This is a genomic window from Cupriavidus lacunae (genome assembly GCF_003353055.1).
GTDB lineage: Bacteria > Pseudomonadota > Gammaproteobacteria > Burkholderiales > Burkholderiaceae > Cupriavidus > Cupriavidus lacunae.
This window is the reverse complement of sequence record NZ_QKWJ01000010.1, coordinates 1-12,458: the sequence shown is the minus strand read 5'-3', so window position 1 is coordinate 12,458 and position 12,458 is coordinate 1. Positions and strand designations below refer to the sequence as shown.

The window sequence follows — 12,458 nt, the reverse complement described above, 5'->3', positions numbered from 1 at the left end:
GCGCTTGCCTTATTCGGCGGTGGCGCCGCTGGTCTTGATCATCTGGGCGACCACGGGCTCGGTCGCGTCGAACTCGCGCCGGAACTCTGCCGGTGAGTTGCCCACCGGGTCCATGGCCAGCGCTTCAAGCCGCGCGCGCATGATCGGCGACAGGATCGACGCCCGCGCTTCTGTCTCCAGCCTGGACAGGACCGCCGCCGGCGTGCCGGAGCGTGCGAGCAGCCCGAGCCAGGCCGGCGAGCGCAGTTCCTGCTCCTTCAGCCCGGCCTCCGCCATGGTCGGTACGTCGGGCAGTTCCTTGATGCGCTTGTCGCCCATCACCGCCAGGGCGGTCAGCCTGCCGCTCTTGATATGCGGGCCGAGCGTGCTCATCGAGCCGATGGCCCAGGCGATATTGCCGGCGATCATGTCCTGTGCCATCGGCGCCTCACCCTTGTAGGCCACGTGCGCCATGTCCAGGCCACGCACCTGGTTCAGGTGCGCGCCGACCAGGTGCGGGAAGGTGCCGACGCCGTAGGAGCCGTAGCTGACCTTGCCCTTGTCCTTCGCGGCCCAGTCCAGGAATTGCTGCACGTTCTTGACCGGTACATTCCGGTTCACGGCCAGCACGATCTTGGCGACGCAGAGTTCGGTGATGAAGGCCAGATCCCGGCGCACATCGTACGGCACGCTGCTGTACAGGTGCGGCGTATTGATCAGCGGCGACGAATGCGTGAGCAGGATGGTGTAGCCGTCCGGCGCGGCGCGCGTGACGGCTTGCACGGCGATCACGCCCGCGCCGCCGGGCTTGTTGTCGACGATGATGGTTTGTCTGAGACGCTTGCCCATGTCCTCGGCCAGCGCGCGCGCCACGGTGTCGGTGGCGCCGCCGGGCGGCCCCGGAACAACGAAGGTGATCGGACGCGACGGGTAGCTCTGGGCGCCGCAGACGGCGCTCCATGCCATCACTGCCATCGCGATCAGGGATTTCATACGCATGATGTGATACCTCGGGAAAGGAGTAGGAAACCGCGCAGCAAAGACTGCATGCAGGAAGTTATCGGATGCGCGGCACCTTGCATGCCCCCCATATCGGCTGGGCGGGATTGCCCTAGGTGTTGTCGCCTGGTCGGTCGGCGTCCACAAAAAGAATGCTCCGGCGCGGGGCCGGAGCAAAACACGCGGCCGCACAGCGGCGGCCAGGTGGAGACAGGACTGCATGGCGCGGCGGCTGCCGCGCGCGGGTGTGCGCTTCAGCGCGGCGGCATCGCGCCCAGGCCCTGCGCCTGCAACTGCGCCACGCCATCGGCATCGAAACCCCAGTCGCGCAGCGCGGCGGCGCCATGCTCGCCGCGCGCCGGGGCGGGACCGGAGATCTCGGACGGCGTGCCGAGGAAACGCGGTGCCGGCGCGGGCTGCACCACGCCCGCGACTTCGACAAAGCTGCCGCGCGCGCGGTGATGGGGGTGGTTGGGCGCTTCGCTGAATTCCAGCACCGGCGCGATGCAGGCATCGCTGCCTTCGAACACGGCGCACCATTCGTCGCGCGTGCGCGTCAGGAAGACGGCCTCGAACTGCTCGCGCAGCACCGGCCAGCCCTTGCGGTCGTACTGGGCTGGCAGCTCCTTGCCGGCAAGGCCCAGCTTGTCCAGCAACTCGGCGTAGAAGCGGCCTTCGACCGGTCCGATCGACATGTACTTGCCATCGCGCGTGCGGTAGTTGTCATACCAGGGCGCGCCGCCGTCGAGCACGTTGGACTGGCGCTCCTCGCGCCAGTTGCCCGAGGCCAGCAGGCCCCAGAACACGGCGCCCAGCTGTGCGGCGCCCTCGGTCATGGCCGCATCGACCACCTGGCCCTTGCCGCCGCGCTGGACATTGAGCAGGGCCGCCACCACGCCGAGCGCCAGCAGCATGCCGCCGCCGCCATAGTCCCCGACCAGGTTCAGCGGCGGCACCGGGGCCTGCCCGGCGCGCCCGATACCTGACAACACGCCGGACAGCGCGACATAGTTCAGGTCATGGCCGGCACGGTCGGCCAGCGGGCCGGTCTGGCCCCAGCCAGTCATGCGCGCATAGACCAGCTTTGGATTGCGCGCCAGCGCGGTGTCCGGCCCCAGGCCCAGGCGCTCCATCGTGCCCGGGCGGAAGCCTTCGATCACCACGTCGGCACGTTCTACCAGCGCCAGCGCCGCGCGCTGTGCATCCGGCTGCTTCAGGTCCAGCGTGACCGAGCGCCGGCCGCGCCCGGTGATATCGACGCGCTTGCCGGTGGCCGACTTTGGCCCCAGGTCTGCCGGCGCCGCCGGGCGGTCGACGCGCAGCACATCGGCGCCCATGTCGGCCAGCAGCATTGCGCCGAACGGGCCCGGCCCGATGGCTTCGAATTCCAGTACGCGGATTCCGCTCAGTACACCCATGGTGGTTCTCCTCTTGCCCAGTCCTGTATGCACGGGACGTGCCCATGTCGTTGATTGCTCTTTTGCACTGGTTGCAAGTAGACCAAAAGCAGGCGCCACCGAGCCCCACCCGTATCAGGTAGGACCCCGCCCACCCTCTCTGCAGTGCACAATCGCGCTCCTATAATCGGTTCACCATGCGGCCGCCAGTGCGGGCCGGAAGACGAAGTGAGCCGGAGCCAGCAGTGAGCAATACCCAGCGCGCAATCGCATCGCCAACGCGGACACGGCAGGCCGCACGCCTGTTGCCGGTCCTGAGCGAGCTCAGGCAGGAGGTGCGTTCGCTGAGCCGCCATGCGCATCGCCTCGCGCTCGCGCAAGCGGGCGGCGACGACGCCTGCCGCAACCAACTGGCGCAGTTGTTCGAGCGCTGGATCGAAGACGGCTCGCCACGCGCGCAAGTGATCTGCTTTGCCTCGGCCGCGGAGTTCGGCCTGCCGCTTCACCGCCATGCCGAGCGCTGCCGCGCTGCGGCGATGTGCGACGGCTCCGACGCGGTGCGCGCCTTGTACTGGGCGGCGCTGCATCGCACGCGCAGCCGCGTCGGCATGACCGCGCAGATGGAAGATGCGCAGGGCGCCGCAGCGCAGCCTGCGGTGGTGGCATCCGATCAGGTGCCGCCGGCTGCATCGGCACGCCAGCTATGCCGGCGCTGCGAGCGGCTGCGCCTGGATGCGCGCTGCGCCAATGGCCACGGTGCGTTGCGCCCGCTGGGCGACATGCAGTGGCGCAGCCTGGCCGCGGGCGTGCAATGCCAGACGCGCGAGCATCAGTGCGATACCTGCCACACGCGCTGGACCCAGCACCGTAGTTCGGCGGATCCCTTTACGGCATGGACCATCAGCCGGCGTGGCGTCGCGGTGCCGGCGAGGGGTGTATTGATGGCCTGAGGGGGGTGTTCGTTGGCTGTTGTGATGGGTGGAGAGATAAGGTTGTTGAGGGGTATCTGGGGGTGATTCCAATGTTGTCGTAGGTCGACGGCTCTGTTCCGCCCTGCTGGGCGGGTCACTTTTTGTCCGAGCGACAAAAAGTGACTCGCCCCTTTAGGGGCGAAACAGGGACCGTCGACCTACGACAGATGCCAACCGCAAGCACAATATCCCTGAATACCCCAAACCAGCAACCCCTGCGATGACCCGCCAATATCCTAGCCCCCGTGGTTCGGCAACGGCGCCCCCTGCATCTCCTCCTCCTGCAGTTCACGCCACGCAATCTTGCCAGTGGCCGAGCGAGGCAGGCGATCAATGAACTGCACGATGCGCGGCGCCTTGTAGGTCGCCATGCTGGTGCGGCACCACGCCAGCAACTCTTCCTCGGAAACTCCAAAGCCGTTACGCCGCACGATCACCGCCTTCACGGTCTCGCCCCGGTGCGGGTCGCGCGCGGCGATCACGCAGGCTTCCAGGATCGCAGGGTGGGTATGCAGGATCGCCTCCACCTCGGCCGGCCACACCTTGTAGCCCGACGCGTTGACCATGCGCTTGAGACGGTCGCGCATGACGAAGTAGCCGTCGGCGTCGACGCTCGCAAGGTCGCCGGTACGGAAGAAACGCTTGCCGTCGATGGCGATAAAGCTCTCGGTATTGGCGGCGGCTTGGTTCCAGTAGCCCAGCATCACCTGCGCGCCATGCACCACGATCTCGCCGACCTCGCCGCGCGGCACTTCTGCCAGCGTGGCGGGATCGATGACGCGCGCATCGACACCGTAGGTCGGCACGCCCAGGTGCCCGGAGCGCGGCGCCGCGAGCGGGTTGGCGATGATGAACGAAGCGGTCTCCGTCAGGCCGTAGCCCTCGACAAACTGCAGTCCGTAGCGTTCTTTCATCACCCGCGCGGGGCTGTCTGGCACCGCCGCGCCGCCGCCGACCACGCAGGCCAGGCTGCTCAGGTTGAACGATTCGATATCGGGCTGCGCGAAGAACTCCACCAGCATCGGCGGCGGCGCGGCCCAGAACGTGATGCGATGGCGCGCTACCAGTTGCGCGGCGGTGCGACGGTCCCAGCGCGGCAGCAGCACGATGGTGCCGCCCATATAGACCGGTGCGTTGACACCGTTCTGCAGCCCGAGCAGGTGGAACATCGGCGCCACCGCCAGGAAGGTCGATTCGGCGTGTGAGCGCCGCCATAGCTGCGAGCCCGCCACCGACACCATCACCGTGCGGTGCGTATGCATGCAGGCCTTGGGCGCGCCGGTGGTGCCGGAAGTGTAGGGCAGCATGCACAGGTCGTCCGGGCCGGCGGTGCGCGGCGCCGGCGTGAAGTCGCTGGCCATGGCTTGCAGCCAGTGGACCGCGCCGGCCGGCAGCGCCGCGCCGGACGAGCGCTGCTGCACCCAGTCCGGAATCGCGAGGCTGTCATCTGGCTGCGCGGGCAGGGCGTCGCCGTAGTGATGCACGATCACATGGCGCAGCGGCGTGGTGCCGACCAGCGGCGCGACCTGGCCGACCAGTTTGTTCGCGGCAAACGCGGCCACGGCGCCGCTGTCGTTGACGATATGGCGCAGCTCGTCTTCCAGCAGCATGGCGTTGGCCGGCACCACCACGGCGTCGGCGCGCAGGATCGCGTAGTAGGCCACGATGAACTGCGGGCTGTTCTGGCTGAGCAGCACCACGCGGTCGCCGCGGCGCACGCCGCATGCCTGCTGCAGGTAGCCGGCCATGCGCTCGACCTGTGCCAGCAGTCCGGCATAGGTGGTGGCGCCGTGGTAGAACTGGACCGCGACCTTGCCGGGGAAGCGCCGGGCCGAGATCTCGAGGTTCTCGGCCAGCGTGGTGTGCGGCACATGGAAGACGCGCGGCACGTCGCCGAGCACCACGCTGCCGTCGACCGCAAGCGGTCCAGTGGGCGCGGCGACGACGCTTGCGTCGGGCGGATCGTTGGGGGTCATGGTTGTCTCCTCCTTCATGTATGTGACCTTCGCCGTCAGACGTCGTTGTCGCCCGGCGTGAAGGTCGGTACCGGGGCGCCGCCATCGCTTGGCGAGAACTTCACCCGCACCTTCTGTCCGATCCGCACCGTGTCGAGGTCGCAGTCGACGATATGGGTCATCATGGTCACGCCCTCGTCCAGCTTCACGTAGGCGATGCAGAACGGGTTGGGGCCGGCGCGGCGCGTCACGCTGAAGGTGTAGATGGTGCCGTGGCCGCTGGCCTGCTTCCATGAGGTGGTGCCCATGCAGAAGGGGCACAGCACGCGCGGATACCAGTGGGGCTTGCCGCAGTCGTCGCAGACCTTGACCAGCAATTTCCCTTCGCGGGTTGCCTGCCAGAAGGGCAGGTTGTCGGGCTGTTCGTCGGGTGCCTTGTAGACAGAGGGGATATGAGGGGTGGTCATGTCATTGCTCCCGCGCATTATTCACGTTCAAGGATCAGGGTGGCGCTGCCGTGGCGCGAGCCCAGGTAGCCGCCGGTGCCTTGCGCCAGCGCCAGGTCGCAGTTGGCGACCTGCACCGCCGGGTGGGCCTCGCCACGCAACTGGCGCACGGCTTCGATGACCTTGGTGATGCCGCCGCGGTTGGCCGGATGGTTGTTGCACAGGCCGCCACCGTCGGTGTTGAAGGGCAGCTTGCCGACGCCGGAGATCAGGTTGCCGTCGGCGACGAATCTGCCGCCTTCGCCCTTCTTGCAGAAGCCAAGGTCTTCCAGCTGCATCAGCACGGTGATGGTGAAGCTGTCGTAGATCGACGCGTACTTGATGTCGGCCGGCGTGACGCCGGCTTCAGCAAACGCCGTGGCGCCCGAGAAGCGCGCGCCGGACCAGCTCAGGTCGACTTCGCCGCCGAGCTGGCCCTTGATGTACTCGCCGGCGCCGAGGATCTTCACCTTGGGCCGCTTCAGCGTGGCGGCGATTTCCGGACGGGCCACGATCAGCGCGCCGCCGCCGTCCGACACCACGCAGCAGTCGAGCTTGTGCAGCGGATCGGAAATCATTGGCGAATTCAGCACATCCTCGACCGTGACCACGTCGCGCAGCATGGCATGGGGGTTGTGCTGTGCGTGGTGCGACGCGGCCACCTTGACCCAGGCCATCTGCTCGGCCGTGGTGCCGTACTCGTGCATATGGCGCATGGCCACCATCGCGTACAGGTTGACGGTGACCGGGCTGAACGGGCTTTCGAACGGCATATCAGGCAGGTTGGCGCCCCAGTTGCGCGCCTGCGTGCCGCTGGAGCCTTCCGAACGCGGGCGGCCCGCCAGCGTGATCAGGGCCACGCTGCACTTGCCGGCCGCAATCGCCTGCGCCGCGTGCGAGACATGGACCAGGTAGGCGGAGCCGCCGGTGTCGGTGGAGTCGACATGGCGCACCTTGAGGCCGAGATAGTCGACCATGTTGACCGCGCCCAGCCCGGGCGCGTCGCCGGCGCAGAAGTACCCGTCCACGTCGGCCAGCGTCAGGCCGGCGTCCTGCAGCGCGCCCTTGGCGCTTTCGGCGTGTAGCTGCGCCACCGACTTGTCCGGTGCCTTGCGGGTCGGGTGCTCATAGGCCCCGACGATATAGGCCTTGCCGTTGATGCTCATCATTTCTCCTCTCGTGCGTCAAATGGTGGTACGCATGGATATTGCAGCGGTTTGGTCATTCTGTCCTGAGGAAACTGAAGACCGGCCTACCGGATGGCCCCCGCCGCGCGCATGTCCACGATCTCTTGCTTCGCATAGCCCGCGGCAAGCAGGATCGCCTCGGTGTGCTCGCCAAGCATCGGCGCGCGCTGGCGCACGGCACCGGGCGTGGCGCTGAGCTTGATCGGAACGCCCGCGATCCTGACGGGCGTGGCCGAGCCAGGTTGTTCGACGTCGACCAGCATCTCGCGCACGCGGTAGTGTGGGTCCTCGAAGATCTCGGCCGAGGTGTAGACCGGGCCGAACGGCACCTTGCCGCCCAGGCACTGGGCGATCTCCTCCTTGGTGCGCGCCGTGCTGAAAGTTTCGATGGCGTCAATCACTTGCTGCGCGTTGCGCACGCGCGCCGCGTTGGTGGCGAAGTCCTCGTCGGTGGCCATGTCGGGGCGGCCGAGGGCGTGGGCCAGCTTGGCCCAGAACGCGTCGGTGGCGCAGGCGATGGAGACATGGCCGTCGCGGGCGCGGAACAAGCCGAACCGGCACAGCAGCGGGTGGCGGTTGCCTTCCGGTGCCGGCACGGTGCCGGTGTAGGAGGTCTGGTAGACGATGCGCTCGCACATGGCCAGCACCGCATCGGTCATGGCCACGTCGACGAACTGGCCCTCGCCGGTTTCGCGCGTGCGATGCACGGCGGCCAGGATGCCGATGCACAGCATCAGCGCTGGCACGGTGTCGCCTACGCCGGGGCCGATCTTGGTGGGCGTGTCGCGGTCCGGGCCGGTGATGCCCATCATGCCGCCCATGGCCTGCGAGACCACGTCATAGGCCGGCCATTGCGCATAGGGGCTTTCGCCGCTGCGCGGGTCGCCGAAGCCGCGCACGGTGCCGTAGACCAGGCGCGGATTGGTCTCGCGCAGGGTTTCATAGGCCAGCCCCGCGTGGGCATGCGCATGCGGCACGCCGCGCCGCGCACGCTGACCGAAGGCGACCGCAGCCTGTACATCGGCCTGACCGGCAGCCGTGTGGCATTGGGCACGGCCGACACCAATGCCGCGCAACTCGGGCTGGCGCGCCGGCCGCTGGAAGACCTGCTGGTGTTCAACACCGCGTTCGGCAAGACCGTGCCGGATATCTCGCTCAATGCCGCGGCCAACCTGGGCTATGCCGACGTGCGCTTCCTGGCCCATGTCTATCCGGGCGATACGCTGTCGGTGGACAGCGAGGTGATCGGGTTGAAGGAGAACTCGAACCGCAGGAGCGGCGTGGTCCATGTGCGTTCGTCCGCGCACAACCAGCACGGCGAGGTGGTGCTGACCTGGATCCGCTGGATTTTGTCAGCGGCCACCACGGCGCCATTCCGGCGGCGGCGATGCGCAGCCCCGGCCAGTTCGAGCACGCGCTGCTGGCGCGCGCCAAGGCCGACGTGGTGGCCGCCGCGCTGGCCAACGGCATCGTGCCGGCGCACAACGTCTGCCTGAACCTGAAGGACGCCGCGGTGATCGGCGGCGATGCCACGCGCGCGCGCAACGAGTTCGGCTTTTTGCGCATGTGGAGCATCTATCCCGCGCAGATCCTGCCTATCGTCAATGCCATGCGCCCCGATTTCACCGAGGTGGAAGACGCGGCCGGCATCCTGTGCGCCGCGCAGGATGCGGACTGGGGCCCGATCCAGTACAAGGGCGAGCTGCACGACCGCGCCACTTACCGCTATTTCTGGGGCGTGCTCGAGAAGGCCAGGGTCACCGGCATGACGGTGCCGGCCGAAGCCGACCAGCGCTTCTTCGCGGCCTGAGCGGCGCGGCTCCGGGTGCCGCCGCTTGTCTTACAATGCGCGGACCCATTTCCATGCCGCGGCCCCGGGCCATCTCATCACAATGCGCAAGCAACTGAACGACAAGCTGACGGAAGCATCGGCGGCCACTGGCGGGGCGGCCTCGACCCGCTATGCCGAGCTGGCCAGCACCCTGGTCCGGGATATCGTCGAGGGCCGCCGCGTGGTCGGCAGCCTGCTGCCGACCGAGCATGAGCTGGCCGAACAGCATGGGGTCAGCCGCCATACCGTGCGCGCGGCGCTCAAGCTGCTGCAGGACTGGGGCTATATCTCGCGCAAGAAGGCGGTGGGGACCATCGTCGAGAGCGCCAACCCCGACGCGTCATATACCCAGTCGTTCGGCACCGCCGAAGACCTGGTGCGCGTGGCCGCCACCGAGATCCGCAGCATCGACGCGGTGCGCAACGTCACGCTGGACCGCGCCGAGGCCCGCCTGCTGGAGGCGCCGATCGGCAGCGAATGGCTGCGCTTTTCCGGCACGCGGGTCGATGCGCGCAAGGGCAGCACGCCGGTGGCGCACGCCGATATCTACATCGACGCCTCGCTGGCGCACCTGGCGGATACCATCCGCAATAATCCGAAGCTGCTGGTCAGCGCGCTGATCGAACGCGGTTGCGGCGTGGCCATTGCCGAGATCCGACAGGTCGTCCACGGCGTGCTGATCGATGCGCGGCTGGCGCAGGTGCTGGGTGCCGAAGCGGGATCCGCCGGCCTGCGGCTGATCCGCCATTACAAGGACGCGCAAGGCCGGATCCTGGAGATCACTGACACGATCTACCCGGCGGACCGGGTGACCGTGGCGTTCCAGCTCAAGCGCAGCCGGGTGCAGGCGTAGGCCGGGCTACAGGATTGCCCCGAAGCGCGGCGCCATGCCGCGGCCCTGGGGCAACCACGTACTTGCCACGCAGCGCCTTAGTTCACCGCGCGTGTCTTGCCTTCCCAGTGCGGCGCGCGCAGGTCGCGCTTGAGGATCTTGCCCGCGCCCGACAGCGGCATTGCCTGGCGGAACTCCACCGTCTTGGGGCACTTGTAGGCGGCAATATGCGCGCGGCAATGTTCCTGGATATCGGCTTCGGCGGCTTGCATGCCGGGTTTGAGCACCACCACGGCATGCACGGCCTCGCCCCATTTCTCATGCGGCACGCCGATCACGGCGCTCATCGCCACGGCGGGGTGGCGGCCGAGCACGTTCTCGACTTCCGCGGAATAGACGTTCTCGCCGCCGCTGACGATCATGTCCTTGAGGCGGTCGACGATGAAGATATACCCCTGCTCGTTCATGTAGGCGCCGTCGCCGGTGCGCAGCCAGCCGTCCTGCAGGGCCTTTGCGGTGTCTTCCGGGCGGTTCCAGTAGCCAGGCGTGACACCGGCGCTGCGCACCAGGATCTCGCCCACGGTGCCGCGCGGCACCTCGTTGCCTTCCTGGTCGACGATCTTCACTTCGATGCCGATGCCGGCGCATCCGGCGGACAGGTGCAGCCCCTGCGCCCGCGCCGCCGGGCTGTGGTTCTCGGGCGGGTTCGTGGTGACGACCATGGACTCGGTCATGCCGTAGGCGTGGGTGAAGTCCACGCCCGGCAGCTTTTCCATGGTCTGCTCCAGCACGGCCGCGCTGATGGCCGAAGCACCGTAGCCCAGGCGGCGCACGCTACTGAGATCGCGCTTCGGGAAATCCGGGTGGCTGATCAGCATCTGGACCATGGTCGGCACCAGCGCCAGTTCGGTGATGCGCTCGCGTTCGATGGTCTCCAGCATCTCGCGCGGCTCGAACATCGGCATGATCACGTGCGTCTCGCCCGCCAGGAACTGGGTCAGCACGCGCGCCATCGACGCAATGTGGAAGAACGGGTTGGCATGCAAGGTCCGCCCGCCGCGTACCGGGGGGCTATCCGCCATGCGCTGCAGGCAGCCGCACCACAGCGTGCTGTGGGTCTGCATCACGCCCTTGGGAAAGCCCGTGGTGCCGCCGGTGTACATGATGATGGCCAGGTCGTCGCCGCCGCGCTGGGCGTCGGGCACCGGCGCGCTTTGCGCAACCAGCTGCTCGAACGACAGCATGCCGTCGGGCGCAGCGCCGTCGCCGGCATGGATCAGCACCGGCGTGCGTCTGGCCGTGTCGCGGATGCCCGCGGCCATCGGCAGGAACTGGTCGTCGATCACCAGGATGCCGGTATCGCAGTCGTCCAGCGAATAGACCACTTCAGACACGCTCCAGCGCACATTGACCGGATTGAGCACGCCGCCGCCCCACCAGGCGGCCATGGCGTATTCGAGGTAGCGGTCCGAGTTCAGCGCGAGGATGCCGACGCGGTCGCCCGGCTGCATGCCGAGCGCCTGCAGTGCGCCGGCCAGGCGCGCGACGCGGTCGCAGAATTCACGGTAAGTGCGGTGCCGGCCGCGGAAGATGGTGACGGCTTGGTTGGGCTGTTGCTGCAGCGAGCGGTGCAGGGCTCTGGTCAGGTACAAGGTTGTCTCCGTTATCGCCTATCTGTGCACGGGGCGCCATGACGCGGGCGCCGCGAGTCCTGCGCATCATAGGCCGAGGTGTGGATTCGAAATTGCCGAAAGTTCGGGTTTGCCGGCGATCCTCCCATCGCCAGAGCCGTTCAGTCCAATTCATCCTTTTCCGACGCATTCCTCGAACGCATACGCAGGCATGGTGATACTCGTGAGGCACGGTGCGTGCCGAATGTTTGCGGCGACCGCTACAATCGTGTTGGACATTTCTGAAATCTGTGCAAGAAAATTCGATGACCTACATCGTTGAAGCGGTGGACGAAGCCCTGGGCCTGCTGATGCTGGTGGCCGAGCACCCATCGCTGGGCGTGACCGAACTGGCCCGCAGGGCCGGGCTGACCAAGGCGCGCGCGTTCCGCCTGCTGACCACGCTGGAGCACCGCGGCCAGATCGCGCGCGAATCGCCGGCGGCGGCCGCGCCCGCGACGATATCGATCCCGCGCTGATCGACGGCGCCATGCCCTATGCCGTGCGGCCCAGCGACAAGGCCGGCCGCGGCATGGGTGTGCTGCGCCGGCTGGCGCTGCCAGGCGTACCGGTCTACGCCGCGCTGCTGTCGCCCGACATGGCGGAGTACCTGCTGAAGACCTACTACGATCCCTACCACGCCGCGCTGTCCGGCCTGCTGGCGGCGCACCAGGTGCGTTCGGGCGCGGTGTGGCATATCGACTCCCATTCGATGAAGTCGCGCGGCAATGCGATGAACGTGGATAACGGTGCGGAGAGGCCGGACGTGGTGGTCAGCAACGGCGACGGCGCCACCTGCTCGCCGGCATTTATCGACCTGGTGGCGCAGCGTCTGCGCGGCTTCGGCTACCGGGTGGGCATCAACTGGCCGTACAAGGGCGCGGAGCTGATCCGCGCCTATGCCGACCCGGCGCGCGGCCGCCACAGCCTGCAGATCGAAATCAATCGCGCGCTCTATATGGACGAGGCAAAGTTCTCGCCGCAAGCAGGCTTTGCGGTGTTGCGCGGCCATCTCGACCAGTTGCTAGACCGAACTTTGACTTCTCGAATAGCCGGAACCCGCATCGGCGCTGGGTTTCGGCTATTTTTGAGGCTATTATGTAGCCATGTAAATTAGTATTTATCTATTGCGTTTCAGCAGATTTATGCTTG

10 protein-coding genes and 3 pseudogenes are annotated in these 12,458 nt (G+C 67.5%); 6 read left to right on the top strand and 7 right to left on the bottom strand.

From position 1 onward, the window contains the following. Positions 1–9 precede the first annotated feature (9 nt). Complete coding sequence (locus tag DN412_RS10930) at positions 10–978, bottom strand: Bug family tripartite tricarboxylate transporter substrate binding protein (protein ID WP_115014892.1); 969 nt, start codon at positions 976–978, stop codon at positions 10–12. A 254-nt stretch (positions 979–1,232) separates the two neighbouring features. After that, entirely contained in the window at positions 1,233–2,396 is a 1,164-nt protein-coding gene (locus DN412_RS10925; protein WP_115014890.1) for a CaiB/BaiF CoA transferase family protein, read from the bottom strand. A gap of 224 nt (positions 2,397–2,620) precedes the next feature. Between DN412_RS10925 and DN412_RS10920 the strand changes: the two genes are divergently transcribed. Then, complete coding sequence (locus DN412_RS10920) at positions 2,621–3,325, top strand: hypothetical protein (RefSeq protein WP_115014888.1); 705 nt, start codon at positions 2,621–2,623, stop codon at positions 3,323–3,325. Between the two features lie 257 nt (positions 3,326–3,582). Here DN412_RS10920 and DN412_RS10915 read toward each other — a convergent pair whose 3' ends face one another. From DN412_RS10915 to DN412_RS10900, 4 genes are all read right to left on the bottom strand, one after another. Beyond that, a complete protein-coding gene (locus DN412_RS10915) occupies positions 3,583–5,322 on the bottom strand; it encodes a long-chain fatty acid--CoA ligase (RefSeq protein WP_115014886.1) in 1,740 nt (579 codons plus the stop codon). Positions 5,323–5,357: 35 nt separating this feature from the next. Next, positions 5,358–5,768, bottom strand: a complete 411-nt coding sequence (locus DN412_RS10910) for a Zn-ribbon domain-containing OB-fold protein (RefSeq protein WP_115015235.1) — start codon at positions 5,766–5,768, stop codon at positions 5,358–5,360. 17 nt (positions 5,769–5,785) lie between these two features. Then, positions 5,786–6,952 (bottom strand): thiolase domain-containing protein, encoded by a 1,167-nt coding sequence (locus DN412_RS10905; RefSeq protein WP_078195901.1) that lies wholly within the window; start codon positions 6,950–6,952, stop codon positions 5,786–5,788. Between the two features lie 86 nt (positions 6,953–7,038). Continuing rightward, entirely contained in the window at positions 7,039–7,950 is a 912-nt protein-coding gene (locus tag DN412_RS10900; RefSeq protein ID WP_244222626.1) for a CaiB/BaiF CoA transferase family protein, read from the bottom strand. Here DN412_RS10900 and DN412_RS10895 point away from each other — a divergent pair. The 3 genes and pseudogenes from DN412_RS10895 to DN412_RS10885 form a co-directional block, all read left to right on the top strand. After that, positions 7,936–8,208 (top strand): annotated as a pseudogene (locus tag DN412_RS10895) (hotdog family protein); the annotation flags it as partial. The gene DN412_RS10900 and the pseudogene DN412_RS10895 overlap by 15 nt on opposite strands. Before the next feature lie 95 nt (positions 8,209–8,303). Further along, positions 8,304–8,783, top strand: a pseudogene (locus DN412_RS10890) (CoA ester lyase); the annotation flags it as partial. An 82-nt stretch (positions 8,784–8,865) separates the two neighbouring features. Further along, the gene (locus tag DN412_RS10885; protein WP_244222625.1) at positions 8,866–9,657 is read left to right on the top strand and encodes a GntR family transcriptional regulator; all 792 of its coding nucleotides are present in this window, start codon (positions 8,866–8,868) and stop codon (positions 9,655–9,657) included. A gap of 77 nt (positions 9,658–9,734) precedes the next feature. Here the strand turns inward: DN412_RS10885 and DN412_RS10880 are convergent, their stop codons facing one another. Next, a complete protein-coding gene (locus DN412_RS10880) occupies positions 9,735–11,288 on the bottom strand; it encodes a long-chain-fatty-acid--CoA ligase (protein WP_115014884.1) in 1,554 nt (517 codons plus the stop codon). A 284-nt stretch (positions 11,289–11,572) separates the two neighbouring features. Between DN412_RS10880 and DN412_RS10875 the strand changes: the two are divergent. Both DN412_RS10875 and DN412_RS10870 read left to right on the top strand, forming a co-directional pair. Beyond that, a pseudogene (locus DN412_RS10875) lies at positions 11,573–11,752 on the top strand (helix-turn-helix domain-containing protein); the annotation flags it as partial. A 44-nt stretch (positions 11,753–11,796) separates the two neighbouring features. After that, positions 11,797–12,423: an N-formylglutamate amidohydrolase gene (locus DN412_RS10870; RefSeq protein ID WP_244222624.1), complete on the top strand. Its 627-nt coding sequence runs from the start codon at positions 11,797–11,799 to the stop codon at positions 12,421–12,423. Positions 12,424–12,458 lie beyond the last annotated feature (35 nt).